The organism is Georgenia sp. Z1344 (genome assembly GCF_049856295.1).
GTDB lineage: Bacteria > Actinomycetota > Actinomycetes > Actinomycetales > Actinomycetaceae > JB111.
The window spans coordinates 32,623-50,417 of the sequence record NZ_JBNDMZ010000001.1 but is presented as its reverse complement, the minus strand read 5'-3'; the positions used below and the strand labels follow the sequence as shown (position 1 = coordinate 50,417).

11 protein-coding genes and 1 riboswitch are annotated in these 17,795 nt (G+C 74.7%); of the genes, 5 read left to right on the top strand and 6 right to left on the bottom strand.

Going from position 1 to position 17,795, the window contains the following annotated elements; genetic code table 11:
* Positions 1 to 113: 113 nt before the first annotated feature.
* The 5 genes from ACPYO6_RS00225 to rplU form a co-directional block, all read right to left on the bottom strand.
* Complete coding sequence (locus tag ACPYO6_RS00225) at positions 114 to 1,088, bottom strand: hypothetical protein (protein ID WP_425712868.1); 975 nt, start codon at positions 1,086 to 1,088, stop codon at positions 114 to 116.
* Positions 1,089 to 1,376: 288 nt separating this feature from the next.
* Positions 1,377 to 1,488: riboswitch (SAM riboswitch) on the bottom strand.
* 93 nt (positions 1,489 to 1,581) lie between these two features.
* Entirely contained in the window at positions 1,582 to 2,730 is a 1,149-nt protein-coding gene (proB, locus tag ACPYO6_RS00220) for a glutamate 5-kinase (protein ID WP_425712867.1), read from the bottom strand.
* 79 nt (positions 2,731 to 2,809) lie between these two features.
* Complete coding sequence (gene obgE / locus ACPYO6_RS00215) at positions 2,810 to 4,330, bottom strand: GTPase ObgE (RefSeq protein WP_425712866.1); 1,521 nt, start codon at positions 4,328 to 4,330, stop codon at positions 2,810 to 2,812.
* An 82-nt stretch (positions 4,331 to 4,412) separates the two neighbouring features.
* Positions 4,413 to 4,670, bottom strand: a complete 258-nt coding sequence (gene rpmA / locus ACPYO6_RS00210) for a 50S ribosomal protein L27 (protein ID WP_425712865.1) — start codon at positions 4,668 to 4,670, stop codon at positions 4,413 to 4,415.
* Between the two features lie 79 nt (positions 4,671 to 4,749).
* The gene (gene rplU, locus ACPYO6_RS00205) at positions 4,750 to 5,067 is read right to left on the bottom strand and encodes a 50S ribosomal protein L21 (RefSeq protein WP_425712864.1); all 318 of its coding nucleotides are present in this window, start codon (positions 5,065 to 5,067) and stop codon (positions 4,750 to 4,752) included.
* A gap of 227 nt (positions 5,068 to 5,294) precedes the next feature.
* On the opposite strand from rplU, the gene ACPYO6_RS00200 reads away from it, so the two are divergent.
* On the top strand, positions 5,295 to 6,716 hold the full coding sequence (locus ACPYO6_RS00200) for a DUF4921 family protein (RefSeq protein WP_425712863.1): 1,422 nt from the start codon (positions 5,295 to 5,297) through the stop codon (positions 6,714 to 6,716).
* Positions 6,717 to 6,847: 131 nt separating this feature from the next.
* Here ACPYO6_RS00200 and ACPYO6_RS00195 read toward each other — a convergent pair whose 3' ends face one another.
* Positions 6,848 to 10,972: an Rne/Rng family ribonuclease gene (locus ACPYO6_RS00195; protein WP_425712862.1), complete on the bottom strand. Its 4,125-nt coding sequence runs from the start codon at positions 10,970 to 10,972 to the stop codon at positions 6,848 to 6,850.
* A gap of 486 nt (positions 10,973 to 11,458) precedes the next feature.
* On the opposite strand from ACPYO6_RS00195, the gene ACPYO6_RS00190 reads away from it, so the two are divergent.
* From ACPYO6_RS00190 to cydC, 4 genes are read left to right on the top strand one after another with little or no spacing between them, the layout of a single operon-like run.
* A complete protein-coding gene (locus ACPYO6_RS00190; RefSeq protein WP_425712861.1) occupies positions 11,459 to 12,970 on the top strand; it encodes a cytochrome ubiquinol oxidase subunit I in 1,512 nt (503 codons plus the stop codon).
* 31 nt (positions 12,971 to 13,001) lie between these two features.
* The gene (gene cydB / locus ACPYO6_RS00185) at positions 13,002 to 14,159 is read left to right on the top strand and encodes a cytochrome d ubiquinol oxidase subunit II (RefSeq protein WP_425712860.1); all 1,158 of its coding nucleotides are present in this window, start codon (positions 13,002 to 13,004) and stop codon (positions 14,157 to 14,159) included.
* Complete coding sequence (cydD, locus tag ACPYO6_RS00180; protein WP_425712859.1) at positions 14,156 to 15,838, top strand: thiol reductant ABC exporter subunit CydD; 1,683 nt, start codon at positions 14,156 to 14,158, stop codon at positions 15,836 to 15,838. Before cydB ends, cydD begins: the two co-directional genes overlap by 4 nt.
* Positions 15,835 to 17,793 (top strand): thiol reductant ABC exporter subunit CydC, encoded by a 1,959-nt coding sequence (gene cydC / locus ACPYO6_RS00175; RefSeq protein WP_425712858.1) that lies wholly within the window; start codon positions 15,835 to 15,837, stop codon positions 17,791 to 17,793. Before cydD ends, cydC begins: the two co-directional genes overlap by 4 nt.
* Positions 17,794 to 17,795: the final 2 nt, after the last annotated feature.

The following is a 17,795-nucleotide window of genomic DNA, read 5'->3' as shown; positions in this document are numbered from 1 at the left end:
ACTGCCGGCCCCCCCCTCTCGACCGCGACCCACAGGCGTTAAGGTCGGGGCGGCGCCACCATCCGGTGGCGCCGCCCCGCTCGTGCGTTCGTCGGCAGTGCGCCCGGCCTACCTCAGACGAGCTCGGTGAGGATGGCCGTGAGGTCGGCCGGCACGGAGATCGGGACGAGGACGAGGCCGTCGGCGAGCGCGGCGAACGAGCGCGCCTCGGCGAGGACGTCCTCGGCGGAGCCGATGACGGCCGCCGAGCCCGACCACGGCAGCTCGCGCTGCTCGACCGCCGCGATGTCCGCCACGAGCTCCGTGCGCGCCAGGGCCCGCTCGCGCGTCTCGGCGATCGCCACGTGCAGCTCGACGAGCACGCGCACGTCGGCCCCGGCCTCGGCGGCGCCGCGGCGGACGGCCGCGACGAACTCGGCCACCCGCTCGTGGTGGACGGCGCGCACGATCACCGTGCCGCCGAGCCGTCCCGCGGCCTCGCACTCGGCGACCGAGTCGACGTAGGGAGCGGTCCGCACGCGCGCACCGACCGTCGTCGCCGCACCGGCGGTCCGCGCGCGGCTGGCCGAGGCGCGGCGCGCGGAGTCGGCGGTGAGGCCGGCCCCGGCGGTCGGCCCGCCCGCGGTCGGCGCGGCGGCGCCCGGGAGGAGGACGTCGACGCCGGCGTCGGTCAGGCGCTCACCGGTGCGGCGCGCGTCGGAGCCGGCGTCGGTGCGCCACGGCGCGTCCGAGCGCAGGTGGAAGGCGGGCGAGAGCGCGACCTCGGCGATCCCCGCCTGGCGGGCGGCGTGGGCGTGCCGGGCGAGCCGCGGCAGGTCGGCGGTGTCGACGGGGAGGTCGGCCTCGGGGTCCGAGACCGCGGCACCGAGCCCGGACAGGTCGACGACGACGGCGCCGCCGATCCGCGACGAGCCCTCGGCGGCGCGCCGCGGGTCCGGAGTGGTGGGCGCGCCGGCGCCGGTGGTGGTCGTGGTCCGCGCGGCGGGTGTTCCGGTGGACGGAGCGGTCGCGGGCGAGCGGCGGATCGTCGTCGTCGGCCCGGTCGTGGAGGTCGTGGCGGGTCGGGCAGAGGTCAGGCTGATGCTCATGGCAGGGGTCCTCACGGGGTCCCGCCGTCGGCGGCGCGGCCGACGGCTGTGCGATGACCGGGAGCGCTGCGGGCGGAGCGTGTCACTCGCTCCTGCGGGTCGCAGCCTCGACCGGCGGTGACGCGGCGCGGGAGCGCAGGCGTCGCTGGTGTCTCCGGGCTGTCAGGCCGACATTCGCCGACAGCCCGGGCGCATGCACATCATCATCGCCGGGAGGAGGGTGGAGCTGGATCGGTGGGTGCTCACCTGCTGCATCATGTCCGGATCCTTCGTGCAAGGGCGCGGGCTGCGCCGGGCGTTGCTCCACGGACGTGGAGCCAGGTCATCACCCGGAGCACCCCCGCCACACGAGGGGGGTTGCCGACCAGCGAGCCGGGGCTTCGCACTGGTTCTCAAGACCTGGAGGGACACTAGGCAGGCTTGCCGCCCGGGGTCAACGACCACCCGGTGCTGTCTCACGTTCCGGACGCGCGGGGGCGGGGTGCGCCCCGGGTCAGGTGCTCTGCGCGCGTCCGCCCACGTCCCGCATGACCGCGAGGTCGTCGCGGTGGACCGCGGGTCGCAGGTTCGCCCGCTCCGCCATCGGCGCCGCGACGAGATCTGTGAGCTCGCGGGTGTCATAACCGCTGACTCCCCGGGCCACGAGGCCCTCCGGCCCGAGCACCTCGACCACGTCCCCGGCCTCGAAGTCCCCGACCACCTCGGTGATCCCGGGGATCAGCAGCGAGCGCTGCCGCTCCCCCACGGCCGCAGCCGCACCGGCGTCGACCAGCACGCTCCCGCGCGGCCTGGCCGCGTGCGCGAGCCAGAGCCTGCGCGCGGACATCCGGCGGCCGCGGGCGGCGAACCAGGTGCCGACCGGCCGGCCGGCAAGCGCATCGGCGGCGTGGTCGGCGTCGGTGAGGACCACCGGGATGCCGGAGCCGGTGGCGATCGACGCGGCCTCGAGCTTGGTCACCATGCCTCCGGTCCCCACCGCGGAGCCACGGCCGGTGACCTCGATGCCCGCCAGGTCCTCGGGCCCGATGACCGTGGGGATCAGCGACGACGTCGGGTGTGCGGGGTGGCCGTCGTAGAGGCCGTCGACGTCGGTGAGCAGGACGAGCGCGTCGGCCCGGACGAGGTTGGCCACCAGCGCGGCGAGCCGGTCGTTGTCCCCGAAGCGGATCTCGTCGGTGGCGACGGCGTCGTTCTCGTTGACGATCGGTGTCACGCCGAGGCTGAGGAGCTTGTCGAGCGCGCGGGCGGCGTTGACGTGGCTCTGGCGGCGCACGAGGTCGTCCGCCGTGAGCAGCACCTGGCCCACGCGCCGGCCGTGCCGCGCGAATGCCTCGGTGTAGCGGGCGAGGATCATTCCCTGGCCGACCGACGCCGCAGCCTGCTGCGTGGCGAGGTCCTTCGGCCGGGCGCTGAGACCGAGCGGTGCGAGACCGGCCGCGATGGCGCCCGAGGACACGAGGACGACCTGCCGGTCCTGCGCGACCCGCGTGGCGAGCAGCGTGGAGAGCTGCGCGATCCGCTCGAGGTCGAGCGAGCCGTCCGTGCGCGTGAGCGAGGAGGAACCGATCTTCACGACGACGCACCCCGCCCGGGCGAGGAGCGCACGGTTGGCGAGGGGCCGGTGGACGGTCGGGAAGCTCACCCGGACATTGTGCCGCGCGGCTCCTCGGTGGCTCGGCCCGTGCCACGAAGCGGCCACGGTCAGGCCGTGACGCGCGCGCTCACTCGTCGGAGGGGTCGGCCCAGTGGCCCGCCTTGCGCTCGGTCCACAGCTCCTCGCGGGCGGCGGTCTTGGCGTCCATCGACTCGTGGAACTCGCGGCGCTTCTCGGCGCGCGTGGGCCGGCGGCGCTCGTCCTCGACCCGCAGGTCGGTCCCGCGGGGGCCCAGGTGCTCGGCGCCGGTGGACATCGTGGGCTCCCAGTCGAACAGGACTCCGCCGTCGGCGGGTCCGATGACGACCGTGTCGCCGGGGACGGCGCCGGCCTTCATCAGCTCGGTCTCGACCCCGAGGCGCGCGAGCCGGTCGGCGAGGTAGCCGACCGCCTCGTCGTTGGAGAAGTCGGTCTGCTTGACCCAGCGCTCGGGGCGCTTGCCGCGGACCTGGAAGAACGGCTCGTCGGCGCTGCCCTTGCGGGTGACGGTGAACCCGGCGTCGTCGACCGCGGTGGGGCGCAGCACGACGCGCGGCGCCGCGACCTCGGCGGCCTCGGCACGCGCCCGGGACACGATCTCGGACAGGGCGAACGTGAGAGGCCGCAGTCCCTCGTGGGTGGCCGTGGAGACCGCGAAGACCTTGAGGCCGCGCGCCTCGAGGTCGGGGCGGACGAACTCGGCGAGCTCGCGGGCCTCGGGCACGTCGATCTTGTTGAGCACGACCACGCGGGGCCGCTGCATGAGGGGCACCGCCCCGGCCGCGGCGTCGAGGTCCGCGGAGTAGGCGGCGAGCTCGGCCTCGATCGTGTCGAGGTCGGAGATCGGGTCGCGCCCCGGCTCGAGTGTGGCGCAGTCGAGGACGTGGACGAGCACGGCGCACCGCTCGACGTGGCGGAGGAACTCCAGTCCCAGGCCCTTGCCGGTGGAGGCGCCGGGGATGAGCCCGGGGACGTCGGCAACGGTGAAGCGCTCCTCGCCCGCCATGACCACGCCGAGGTTGGGCACGAGCGTGGTGAACGGGTAGTCGGCGATCTTGGGCCGCGCCGCGCTGACCGTGGCGATGAGGGAGGACTTGCCCGCCGAGGGGAAGCCGACGAGGGCGACGTCGGCGACCGACTTGACCTCGAGGACGACGTCCCGCTCCTCCCCCTCCTCGCCGAGCAGGGCGAAGCCGGGGGCCTTGCGGCGCACGGAGGCCAGGGCCGCGTTGCCGAGCCCGCCGCGGCCGCCCTCGGCGATGACGACCGAGGTGCCGGCGCCCACGAGGTCCGCAATGACCTCGCCGTCGGAGGTCTTCACCACGGTGCCGTCGGGCACGCCGAGCACGAGGTCGGCCCCGTTCGCACCCTGCCGCATGTCGCCCGCGCCCTGCCCGCCGTTGGGGGCGCGCCGGTGGGGCGAGTGGTGGTAGTCGAGCAGCGTGTGGATCTGCGGGTCGACGACGAGGACGACGTCCCCGCCGTTGCCGCCGTTCGCGCCGTCGGGCCCGGCCAGGGGCTTGAACTTCTCACGGCGGATCGAGGCGACCCCGTGGCCGCCGTTCCCGCCGGCGGCATGGAGGACGACCCGGTCGACGAAGCTGGCCATGCGGTCCTCCAGGTGGGTGGATACAGACGAGGGGCGGACGGCATCGTGCCGTCCGCCCCCGTCAAGGATGAAGCGGTGGTGCTCAGACCTCCAGCGGGAGGATGTTCACCACGCGGCGGTCGCGGCGACGACCGAACTCGACGGTGCCCGCCTCGAGGGCGAACAGGGTGTCGTCCTTGCCGCGGCCGACGCCGAGGCCCGGGTGCAGACGCGTGCCGCGCTGGCGGACGAGGATCTCGCCGGCCTTGACGACCTGGCCGCCGAAGCGCTTGACGCCCAGGCGCTGCGCGGTGGAGTCGCGGCCGTTCTTGGAGGAACTGGCGCCCTTCTTCGTTGCCATCTCGTTCTGCTCTCTCTTCGTGAGGTGGTGCGCTCGCGCGCGTGCGTCGGGTGCGGTCCGGCCTGCCGGACCGGCGGGATCAGGAGATGCCGGTGACCTTGAGCCGCGTGAGCGACTGGCGGTGGCCCTGGCGGCGCATGTAGCCGGTCTTGTTCTTGTAGCGCAGGATCGTGACCTTCTTGCCCTTCTCGGCACGGACGATCTCTGCGGTGACCTTGGCGGAGATGCCGTCGGCCGCGGTGGTGACCTTCTCGCCGTCGACGAGCAGGATCGGGGTCAGCTCGACGGTGTCGCCGGGCGCACCGGCCATTTTGTTGACGACGACGATGTCGCCGACGGACACCTTCTCCTGCCGGCCGCCGGCCTTGACGATCGCGTAGACCACGTTGCTGCTCATCTCTGTATCGCTGCTGGGGGAACCCTCCGCCCGCTCGGCGCGGACGTGCCGCGGCCGCGGGGCCACGGGGATTCTTCACTGTCGGCGCAGCGCGCGCCGACGACCTAGGTTACGCACCGCGACGCCCAGCGGCAAGGCTCAGACGTGCGGGGACGCCCCGGATCGCCTGTGTGATCCCGCACAGGGACCTCCCCGCGCCGCGCGCCGCCAGCACTAGCGTGGCCGGCATGGTGCAACCCCACGCGCCCGGCGCGGCGCCGCTGACCAGGATGACGGACGGGACGATCAAGCAGGTCTCCCCGTTCACCGGGACGGAGGTCTGGACGGTCCCCGGCCGTGCCCATCGCCCGATCGGGCAGTCGGCGGCCGAGCCCACCGCGCTGGACCCGGCGCAACACGGCCGGCACTGCGCGTTCTGCCACCTGCGCTACGACGAGACGCCGCCCGAGAAGGCCCGTCTCGTCCGGCACGACGCTCCCACCCCCTCCGACGACGACGAACGGCCCGACGACGATGCCGTCCGCCCAGTCCCCGCCGCCCCCGCACCGGGCCCGGACGATTCCTGGCAGCTCCTGCGCGGTCTCCCGGCGGCGCGGATGTTCGACACGGTCGCCGAGTTCCGGCGCATCCCCAACCTGTTCGAGATCCTCTCCTTCGACTACTGGCACCAGAACTACGGCTACGAGGTGCCCGCCGCGGTGGCGGAGCGCCGCGACGCCTACCTCGCCACCCCCGACGGCGAGGCGCACGTCGCCCGGGTCGTCGACCAGCGCCTGCGGGCCTCCGGCGACGCGACCTCCACGTGGGAGTCGATGGGCGAGGCCGACCGCCTCGCGCACGCCACCGGGTTCTTCGGGGGCGGCCACGACGTGATCGTCGCGCGCCGGCACTTCACCGACGACGCCACGACCGACGTCGACCTCGCCTCGTCGGGGACGCTGACCCCGCAGGAGCACCACCGGTACACGTCCTTCACGGTCGACGCGATGCGGTCCCTCTACGAGGCCAACCGCTACGCGCGCTACGTGGCGGTGTTCCAGAACTGGCTGAAGCCGGCCGGGGCGAGCTTCGACCACCTGCACAAGCAGCTCGTGGCGATCGACGAGCGCGGCGTCCAGGCCGAGCTCGAGCTGCAGCGGCTGCGCGCGAACCCCAACCTCTTCAACGAGTCGGCTGTCAACTACGCGCAGTACCAGAACCTCGTGGTGGCGGAGAACGACCACGCGGTCGCGTTCGCCGGGTTCGGCCACCGCTACCCCACGCTCGAGATCTACTCCCGCTCGGAGCGCACGGCGCCGTGGGAGCACTCGGCCGACGAGCTGCGCGCGGTCTCGGACCTCGTGCACGCCTGCCACGCGGCGACCGGCACGCTCGTGCCGTGCAACGAGGAGTGGCACCACCAGCCGGCCGACGTCGACCAGCCGATGCCCTGGCGGATCATGCTCAAGTGGCGCGTCTCCACGCTCGCGGGCTTCGAGGGCGGCACGAAGATCTACCTCAACACGATCGACCCGTGGACGTTGCGGGACCGGGTCGTCGACCGGCTCTACGCCCTGCGCGACTCGGGCGCCGTCGCGGCGGACATGCGTATCGCCACGGAGGCCGAGTGCTGGCCCAACCCGCTGCGCTACCACCCGCTCGTGCGCTGAGCGGCGGTCGGCCGCACGCCGGAACGCCGCACGGGGAAGGCCGAACGGGCGCGCACCCCTCGGGGTGCGCGCCCGTTCGTCGTCATCGGGTCGGTCGGCGGCCCTGAGCCGGCCCGCCCTCGACCGGTCGGTCAGGCCTCCGCGGACGGAGCCGCGGTCGGCGCGCTCGTCGCGCGGCGCGACCGACGCTTCCGCGGGGCCGGGGCCTTCACGGCCTCGGTCCCCTCGTCGGCCGCACCCTGCCCGACGGCGGAGCTCACCTCGGCGGGCTCGCCCGCCTCGGCAGGGGCTGCCTCGGCGGGGGCTGCCTCGGCGGGGGCTGCCTCGGCGGCAGGCCTGTCTCCGGCCGCTGCCTCAGTAGACGTCGCGTCCTCTGCCCCGCCGCCCGTGGGCGTCGCGTCGTCGGGCGCGACCTCGGTCGTCGAACCGGCGCCGGGGGCGTCGATCGTGGTGGCCCAGCCCGCGGCCGGCGCATCGGCGGAGGCGTCGTCGGAGCCGGACGCACCGGACGACGCGTCGTCGGCCGTGGCGTCCGCCGCAGGAACCGCGCCCGACTCGTCGGAGGCAGCCGGCGCGTCGGTCGTCGTCGTGCCCGTGTCCCCGGTCTCGCCCGCGGCCGGGGCGTCGGACGACTGTCCGACCTGAGCCCCCTCCTCGGCGGTCGCCGCGGAGTCCGCGCCCGTACGGTCGTGGGCGCTGGCCGCCGCGGCGGCGATCTGCGCGAGCGTCTGACGCACGGCCTCGCGGTCCGGCTCGGGCTTGGCCTCGCCGGACGAGTCCTGGTCCTTGCCGCCGCCGGAGCCGGACGAGCCGTTGCCGCCGGAGCCGGAGCCGCCGCCGGACCCGTTGCCGCCCCGGCCGGAGCCGCCGCGCCCGCGGCGACGGCGACCACCCTGCTCGGAGGAGTCGGCGATCTGCGCCTCGGCGGCGTCGCTGCGCTCGATCGGGTGGTCGTGGACGACGAACCCGCGGCCGTGGCAGTGCTCGCACGGCGTGGAGAACGCCTCGACCAGGCCCTGGCCGACCCGCTTGCGGGTCATCTGGACGAGCCCGAGGCTCGTCACCTCGGCCACCTGGTGACGCGTGCGGTCGCGGCCGAGGCACTCGAGCAGGCGCCGGACCACGAGGTCGCGGTTGGCGGGCAGCACCATGTCGATGAAGTCGATGACGATGATGCCGCCGATGTCCCGCAGCCGGAGCTGGCGGACGATCTCCTCGGCGGCCTCGAGGTTGTTCTTCGTCACCGTCTCCTCGAGCGTCCCGCCCGAGCCGGTGAACTTGCCGGTGTTGACGTCGACGACCGTCATGGCCTCGGTGCGGTCGATGACGAGCGAGCCGCCCGAGGGCAGCCAGACCTTGCGGTCCATGCCCTTGGCGAGCTGCTCGTCCACGCGGTGCTCGGCGAACAGGTCCTTGTCGTCCGTCCAGTGGTGCAGGCGCTCGGCGAGGTCCGGGGACATGTCGCCCACGTAGTCGCTGATCGTGCGCCACGCGGTGTCGCCGGCCACGACCAGCTTGGCGAAGTCCTCGTTGAAGACGTCGCGGACCACGCGGACGGCGAGCTCGGGCTCGCCCTTGAGCAGGACGGGCGCCTTGGCGTTGCCGGACGACTTCTTCGTGATGTCGTCCCAGATCTTCGTCAGCCGCTCGACGTCGCTGCGCAGCTGCTCCTCGGTCGCGCCCTCGGCGGCGGTGCGCACGATGACGCCGGATCCGGCGGGCACGATCTCCTTGAGCAGCTTCTTCAGGCGGTTCCGCTCGCCCTCGGGGAGCTTGCGGGAGATACCGGTCATCGCGCCCGAGGGGACGAGCACGAGGTGCCGGCCGGCGAGCGTGATCTGCGAGGTGAGGCGGGCGCCCTTGTGCCCGATCGGGTCCTTGGTGACCTGGACGAGCACCTGGTCGCCGGACTTGAGCGCCTGCTCGATGCGCCGGGGCTGGCCGTCCATACCGGCGGCCTCCCAGTTGACCTCGCCGGCGTAGAGGACCGCGTTGCGGCCCTTGCCGACGTCGATGAACGCGGCCTCCATCGAGGGCAGCACGTTCTGCACGCGCCCGAGGTAGACGTTGCCGACCATCGAGGTCTGGGTGTGCCGGGCGACGTAGTGCTCGACCAGGACGCCGTCCTCGAGCACGGCGATCTGGTTGAGGCCGTCCTGCTCGCGCACGAGCATCGTGCGCTCGACCGACTCGCGGCGCGCGAGGAACTCCGACTCGGAGATCGTCGTGCGGCGGCGGCCGGCGTCGCGACCCTCACGGCGGCGCTGGCGCTTGGCCTCGAGGCGGGTCGACCCCTTGAGGGCCGTCACCTCGTTGCGGGCACGCGCGGCGCCCCCGTCGTCGTCGCCCTGCCCGCCGGAGCGACGACGGCGCCGACGACGACGCGAGCTCGAGCCGTCCTCGCCGTCATCGTTGCCGGAGTCGTCACCGCCGTCCCCGTCGGAGTCGTTCTCGCCGGAGCGCGAGCGGTCCTGGCCGCGGCCGCCCGAGCCCGACCCGTTCTGCTCGTCGCCGTCGTCGGAGTCGTCACCGGAGTCGTCCGAGTCGCTGGAGCCCTCGCCGTTGCCGCGCGAGCCGGACCGGTTGCGTCGGCCGCGGCCGCCCCGACGACGACGCCGACGGTTGCCGCCGCCCTCGCCGTTCTGGGACTCGCCGTTCTGGGACTCGTCGTTCTGGGACTCGTCGTTCTGGGACTCGTCGGAGTCGTCGTCGGACCCGTCGTCGTCGGAGGAGGCGGAGGAGCCGGTGCTCGTGTCGCCGGCGGTGCCGGCCGCGTCGTCGGCCGGGCCGTCGCCGGAGCGGTCGCCGCCCTGGCGCGAGCCGGACCGGCCGCCCGAGCCACGGCGCGATCCGCCGCGGCCGCGGGAGCGCGGGCGCTCGTCGGCGGACTGCTCGTCACTGTCGTCGGTGTCCTCGGTGTCCGACGCCTGCGCCCGCTCCGACGCGTCATCGGTCGCCGGCGCGCCGAAGCGCACCTCGGGGGCCCCTGCCGGGGCCACGGCACGACGCCGGGGGCGCGCCTTGGCCGGGTCGGGCGCCTGGAAGAGGAGGGCCGAGGCCGGCAGGCGAGGCTCGTCGGACTGCTCGTCCGTCGCGTCCTCGTCGTCGATCTCGTCGGTCTCGTCGGGGTCGACGTCGGTGGTGGCCTGCGTCGCGGTGTCGTCTGCGGGGTCGGTCGTCGCGGCGACGTCCGGGCCCGCGTCCGGCTGCCCGGCGGCCTGGGTGTCGTCGTCGGCGTCGGCCGATCCGTCGGCGGTCTCGACACCGAGCTCGGCGAGGACGTCGATGCTCTGGTCGGGCTCGCGCGCGGGGGCGGTCGCGCGGCGGCTGCGGCGCGGCTTGCGCGCGGCCGGGGCGGTGTCCTTGGCGGCGTCGGCGAGGTCGGCGGACCCGGTGGCGGCGGTCGCGGCCTCGGCGACGACGGCGTCCAGACCGGACGCCGCGGCGGCCGTGCCGGCCGTCGTGCGGGGCACCTCGGTCTCGGCGGGCTCGGCGGCCGCGGGTGTGGTCACGCGCGAGCTCGCCCGCCGTGAACCGCCGCTCGTCGCGCGGCGCGAGCGGGTGCCGGTGGAGGTGGAGGATCCCGACGTGCGGCTCGACCTGGTCCCGGTCCCGGTCGACCGTGCGGCGCGGGAGGCGCCGAGGGCCTCGACGTCGGCGGTGAGGTCGGTGGTGGTGCTCGGCGCGGCGTCGCCGGTGGTCGTCGCGGTGGCGTCCGAGGACGTGGTCGTGCCATCGGCGGAGCTCTCGACATCGCCGCCGGTCGTCGTCGGGGCCGCGCCGGTCTCGACGGTGGACGTCGCGTCGACGTCGGCCGAGGTAGCGGTGCTTGCGCCGACGTCGGTCGAGGCGGCGTCGGTGGCGGTCTCGTCGGCGCCGGCCCTGTCGGCGGGGGCGGCGGCCTGGCGCGAGCGGGTGGCGCGGCTCGTGGTCGAGCGGGTGCCGGACGCGCGGGCCGAGCCGGACGTGCGCGTCGCGCGGGTCCGGGTGACCTTCGGGGCGGCCTCGTCGGTCGCGGCCGGGGCGTCCGCGCCGGCGGCGGACGATGCGGCCTCGCCGGACGAGTCGGCGGCGCCGGGCGCTGCGGCGTCGTCGTCGGACGGGGCTGAACCGGCGGTCCCGGTGGTCTCCTCGGGGACCGTGGGCGCGGCGGCCGGCTTGGTGGCGCGGCGCGAGGCGCGCCTGCGCGGTGCCGGTGCGGCGGTCTCCCCCGCCTGCTCGCCTGCCTGTGCCGTGGGCTCGGAGCTCTCAGACATGCAAATCCTTCCACCCACCGTGCCGGCCGTCCCTCGGCCCGGTGAGCCTCTCGTCGTCCGCGGCGTGCGCGGACGGAAGTCCTGTGGGTGCGCCCCCCGCCGCGACGGGGCAGGAACGCCGACGGCGAACCCCGCAGCCGCGCGGGCTCTGTCGCCCGGCGGTTCGTCGGCTACGCAGGGCGGTCGCGGCGGCGCTCTCTGGCGGCGCGAACCGGTCCTGCTCACCGACGTGGAACTCGTCGTCGGACCCCGCGCGGGGGGAACGGCCCCGCGACAGGGTCCCGGCGAGTATCCCACACGGAGGCCGTCCGGACCCTGCAACCTCGCCCACGTCCCGCATCCCAGCGCACCGCCCGCCCCCGCCCACAGATCGCGACGTCGCGTCACCTCGCAGGACCTTGGTCCCGGCACTGACGCGGTGTCGCTTCCTACCGTGGCGGCAGCCGCGCTCACCCGTGCGACAGCCCTGCCCGGAAGGACAGCCAAGTGGAAGCCCTCGAGCTCGCCCGGTGGCAGTTCGGCATCACGACCGTCTACCACTTCATCCTCGTCCCGCTGACGATCGGCCTGGCCCCGCTCGTCGCGCTCATGCAGACGTTCTGGTGGCGCACCGGCAAGGATCACTGGCTCAAGCTGACGAACTTCTTCGGCAAAATCCTGCTCATCAACTTCGCGCTCGGCGTGGCCACCGGCATCGTCCAGGAGTTCCAGTTCGGCATGAACTGGTCGGAGTACTCGCGGTTCGTCGGCGACATCTTCGGCGCCCCGCTCGCCATCGAGGCGCTGGCCGCCTTCTTCCTTGAGTCGACGTTCCTCGGCCTGTGGCTCTTCGGCAAGGAACGCCTGTCCAAGGGCCTGCACCTGGCGTGCATCTGGATGGTGGCGATCGGCGTCAACCTGTCGGCGTACTGGATCATCGCGGCGAACTCGTGGATGCAGCACCCCGTCGGGGCCGTCTACAACGCCGAGACGGGCCGCGCCGAGCTCGACGGCATCGGCGGCTTCCTCGAGGTCATCACGAACAACACGGCGATCGCCGCGTTCGGCCACGCCGTCGCGGCCGCCTTCCTCGTGGCGGGCACGCTCGTGGCCGGCGTGTGCGGCTGGTGGATCGTGCGCACCGTCCGCGGCGCGGGCTCCCCCGCCTCCGGCCTCGCCCACGAGGGCGACCAGGCCGAGGCCGAGGCGCGGCACGTGTGGCGACCGGGCGCGATGGTCGGCCTGATCACGGTGGTGATCTCCGGCGTCGCCGTGATCCTCACGGGCCACCACCAGGGCCAGCTCATGTACGAGCAACAGCCCATGAAGATGGCTTCCGCCGAGGCCGTCTGCGACGGCGGCGAGTCCGTCCCCCTGTCCATCCTCGCGATCGGCGACCTGTCGAACGACTGCGAGAACGCCATCCACCTCTTCGAGCTGCCCGGCGTCACCTCGTTCATGGGAACCAACAGCTTCGCCGGCGAGGAGAGCTACCTGCCGGGCGTCAACGACGTCCAGGCCGAGTACGAGGAGCTCTACGGGGAGGGGGTCGACTACCGCCCCAACCTCGTCGTCACGTACTGGAGCTTCCGCCTGATGATCGGGCTCGGCGTGTTCTCCGCCGCCCTGGCGGTGTGGGGTCTGTGGGCGCTGCGCGGAGGACGGGTGACCGGCTCGCGCTGGTTCTCCCGCCTGTGCCTGGTCTCGCTGCCCATGCCGTTCCTCGCCTCCTCGTTCGGCTGGATCTTCACCGAGATGGGCCGACAGCCGTGGGTCGTCCACCCGAACCCGGACAACCCGGTCGACCAGGTCTGGCTGCGCACGGCGGACGGCGTGTCCACGGTCGTCACCTCGACGACGGTCCTCACCTCGCTGGTGACGTTCACCCTGCTGTACGCGGCGCTCGGCGTCGTCTGGTTCTGGCTCGTGCGCCGGTACGTCCGCGAGGGGATCGACCCCGCCCCCGCGCCCGAGCCGGACCCCGCCGACGACGACCAGCCGCTGTCCTTCGCCTACTGAACCGCCCGACCCGACAAGGAGACCGATCGACATGACCGAGGCGCTGCCGCTTCTCTGGTTCGTCCTCATCGCGGTCCTCTGGACCGGCTACCTGATGCTCGAGGGCTTCGACTTCGGCGTCGGCATGCTGCTGACGATCCTGCCCCGGGGCGACGCTGAGCGCCGCGACAAGGAGCGGCGCACGATGCTGTCCTCGATCGGTCCGCACTGGGACGGCAACGAGGTGTGGCTCATCACCGCGGGCGGGGCCATGTTCGCGGCGTTCCCCGAGTGGTACGCCACGATGTTCTCGGGCATGTACCTGCCGCTGCTGGTCATCCTCGTCGCGCTCATCGTGCGGATCTGCGCCATCGAGTGGCGCGGCAAGGTCACCGACCCCGCCTGGCGCCGGCGCTGGGACCTCCTGCACACGATCTCCGCCTGGGTGCCCGCCGTCCTGTGGGGGGTCGCGTTCGCCAACCTCGTCCAGGGCATGGAGATCGTCCGGGACGACGCCGGCAACGCCCAGCTCACCGGTGGCCTGCTCTCGCTCCTCACCCCGTTCACCCTCCTCGGCGGCCTGCTCACAGCGGTGCTGTTCCTCGCCCACGGCATGGTGTTCCTCGCCTGGAAGACGGCCGGAACCGTGCACGACCAGGCCGTCGCCGCCGCCAAGCCGCTCTCGCTGATCGCCCTCGTGGTCGGCGCCGCCTGGGGGCTGTGGGCCCAGCTCGCCCACTCCGCCCACGTGTGGACGTGGGCACCGCTGGTCGTCGCCGCGGTCGGCCTGGTCGGCGCCGCGTTCTTCGCGCACCGCGAGCAGGAGGGGCGGTCGTTCGTCTGCTCCGCCGTGACGATCGTCGCCGCCGTCGTGCTGATCTTCGGTGCCATGGCGCCCGACGTCATGCGCTCCTCGGTCGACCCCGCGTACTCGCTGACCTTCCGCGAGGCCGCGGCCACCGGGCCGACGCTCGTCGTCATGAGCATCGTCGCGCTCGTCCTCGTCCCCGTGGTGCTCGCCTACCAGGCGTGGTCGTACTGGGTCTTCCGCCGCCGGATCAACGCCGACGTCCTGCCCGACACGCCCGCCGGCCTCGACCGGCGGGTCACCGTCCCGGTCCGGGTCGCCGCCAGGTCGGACAGGGGCGACGCCGGGTCCGACGACGGGTCCGACGCCGGGTCCGACGACGACGGTGCGCCGACAGCGTGAAGCCGCTCGACCCCCGACTCCTCGCGCACGCCCGTGCGGCGCGGCGCTACGTCGTCGTCGTCGCCCTGGCCGGGGCCACGACGGCGGCGCTGGTGATCGCGCAGGTCCTCCTCCTCGCGCGCATCCTCGCCGCGGCGATCGAGGGCGGCGCCACCCTCACCGACGTCCGCACGCCGTTGATCTGGCTCGGCGTCGTCCTGGTCGCCCGCGCGCTCGTGCACGGCGCCCAGGAGTCAGTCGCGCACCGGGCGGCCACCGACGTCGTCGCGGAGCTCCGCGCAGGCGTGCTCGCCCACGCGCTCGCGCTCGGCCCCCGGTGGCGGGCGGAGCACGGCGCCGACAGCGTCACCCTCGCCGTGCGCGGCCTGGACGACCTCGAGCCCTACCTCGTGCGCTACCTGCCCCAGCTGGTCCTGGCCGCGACGGTCACGCCCGCCACGCTCGCGGTGGTGCTCGGGGCCGACCTCACCTCCGCGGCCATCCTCGCGGTGACGATCCCCCTGATCCCGGTGTTCATGATCCTCATCGGGCGACTCACCCAGCAGTTCGCCGACGCCCGCCTCGCGTCGATGTCCCGCCTCGGCGCCCAGCTCGTCGACCTCATGGCCGGCCTGGCCACCCTCACCGCGCTCGGCCGCGAGCACGGGCCCGCGAGGCGGGTGCGGGAGCTCGGACGAGCATGGTCGGCCGCCACCATGCGCACGCTACGCCTCGCGTTCCTCTCCGGGGCCGTGCTCGAGTTCCTCACCTCGATCTGCGTCGCGCTCGTCGCCGTCAGCGTCGGCATGCGGCTCGTCTACGGGCACGTCGGCCTCGAGGGCGCCCTGGTGTGCATCATGCTCGCGCCCGAGGTCTTCCGGCCGCTGCGCGAGGTCGGCACCCAGTTCCACGCGTCGTCCGACGGCGTCGCGGCCGCGGAGAAGGCGTTCGCCGTGCTCGACGCCCCGGCCGCCGGGTCCGGCACCGCCCCCGCACCCGGGCTGCGCGGCTCGACGGTGCTCCTCCAGGGCCTCGGGGTCCGGGCGGGCGACAGCGACCGCCTCGCCCCCGCGGGGCTCGACGCCGAGATCGCACCCGGGGAGGTCACGGCGCTCGTCGGCCCGTCGGGGTCGGGCAAGACGACGACGGCCCTCACCACCCTCGGCGTCCTCGCCCCCGACACCGGGCGGGTGGTTGTGCGCGCCCCCGACGGAACGGAGACCGACCTCGCCGACGTCGACCGGGAGTCCTGGTGGGCCCAGGTCGCGTACGTCCCGCAGCGCCCGACGATCCTGCCCGGCACGGTCGCCGAGAACGTCGCCCCGGGCGCGAAGGCCGACGCGCTCGCGGCCGCCGCCCGCGCCACCGGCCTGGACGAGGTTCTCGCCGGACTCCCGCACGGCTGGGACACGGTCGTGGGCCACGGCGGCGTCGGCCTGTCGGTCGGGCAGCGCCAGCGGCTGGCCCTCACGCGCGCGCTCGTCGCCGACGCCCCGCTCGTCGTGCTCGACGAACCCTCGGCGCACCTCGACGCCGCCGCCGAGAGCCACGTCCTGACAGCGGTCCGGGCTCTGCGGGACGCGGGCCGCACCGTGCTCGTCGTCGCGCACCGTCCCGCGCTCGTCGCGGTCTCCGACCACGTCGTCGAGGTGGTCGCCGCCGACTCCTGCACCGTGGCGGACGAGGAGGCCGCGCGGTGACCGTGGGCGAGGGAGTGACCGTGGGCGAGGGGGCGGGCGAGCGGGTCGTGCTGCGGCGTGCGGTCGCGATGCTCGGTGTCTCGCGGTGGCGGGTGGCCTGGGCGGTGCTGCTCGGTGTCCTCGCCGTCGGCGCGGGCGTCGGGCTCACGGCCGTCTCGGCGTGGCTCATCGCGCGTGCCTCCCAGCACCCGCCCGTGCTCACGCTGTCGGTCGCGGCGGTGGGCGTGCGCACGTTCGGCATCTCCAAGGCCCTGTTCCGCTACCTCGAGCGCCTCGCCTCCCACAAGGTGGCCCTCGACGGCGTCGCCACGCTCCGCGAGCGCACCTACCTGGCGCTCGCGGGCGGCCGTACCGAGGTCGTGGCCACGCTGCGCCGCGGCGACCTGCTGGCCCGCGCCGGCGAGGACGTCGACGCGATCGGTGACCTCGTCGTCCGCTCGACCGTCCCCCGGGCGGTGGCCCTCGGCGTCGCTCTGGTGTCCGTGACGATCGTCGGTGCCCTGCTGCCCGCCGCCGGGCTGGTCCTCGCGGCAGGCCTGCTGCTGGCGGGGGTGGTCTCACCCGCCGTCACCGCAGCCGCGGCCCGGCGGGCGGCCACCGCGCAGGTCGCAGCTCGTGCCGACCTCACGGCACACTCCGGTGCGCTGATCGACGGGGCTGCCGAGCTGCAGACCTCGGGGCGGGTCGGCACCGCCCTGGCGGCGCTGGGTGCGACCGAGCGCCGCCTCGCGCGGGAGCGCGACGCGATCGGCCGGGCCCGGGGGTTCGCCGCCGCGCTCGACCTCACGGGAATGGCCGTGGGAGTCGTCGGCGCACTGGTGCTCGGGATCGCGGCCGTCGGCGCCGGGCAGCTGTCCGAGGTCGGGCTGTGCGTCGTCGTGCTCACGCCGCTCGCGAGCTTCGAGGGCACCGCGGTCCTCGGTCAGGCCGCGGTCCAGAGGGTGACGAGCGCGGCCGCCGCCCGCCGGGTCCTCGGCCTCGTGGACGCCGCGGGGGCGCCCGCCGACCAGGCCGGGGCGTCCTCCGCGTCCGCACCGGCGGACCGGTCGCCGACCGTCGCGGCGCCGGGGTCGGTACCGACCGCCGCTCCCCATGCCACCACCACCGGTCGGGACGCAACCGGGCCTCGGCTGCTCGCACAGGACCTCGCGGTCGCCTGGCCCGGCGGCCCCACCGTGGCGCGCGTCGACGTCGACCTGTCCCCGGGCCGGTCGATCGCCGTCGTCGGCCCGTCCGGGATCGGCAAGTCCACCGTGCTCGCCACGCTCGCCGGCCTGCTGGAACCGGCGGCCGGCACGGCGACGATCGACGGGCACGCCGCGACCGCCCTCACCTCGGCCGACCGCGCCTCCACCGTGACGCTCACCGCCGAGGACGCCCACGTCTTCGCCACGAGCGTGCTGGAGAACCTCCGCGTCGGTCGCGGCGACCTCACCGAGGGCGAGGCGTCCGCGCTGCTCGATCAGGTCGGTCTCGGACCCTGGCTCGCGGGCCTCCCGGACGGGCTCGCCACCCGGCTCGGTGCCGACGCCACGACGATCTCCGGCGGCGAACGACGTCGCCTCCTGCTGGCCCGCGCCCTCGCGTCCCGCGCTCCGCTGCTCCTCCTGGACGAGCCGGCGGAGCACCTCGACCCCGGGACGGCCGACGAGCTCGTCACCGACCTGCTCACCGCGCCGCGCGCGGGAGGGGCGCCCGAGAGGGAGGCACGCGGCATCCTGCTCGTCACTCACCGTCTGGCCCCCCTCGCCGCGGCCGACGAGGTGCTCGTGCTCGGTCGGGACCACCCGTCGGACCATCCGTCGAACCGGGCGGGCGGACCCGACGACGGCTCCGTCGCGCCCGCCCGGGTGCTCGCCCGCGGCACGCACGCCGAGCTCCTCGCCGGCCACCCGCCGTACGCTGACGCGTGGCGGGCCGAGCGCGGCGCCCGCCCCGCCCGCGCCACGACCTGAGG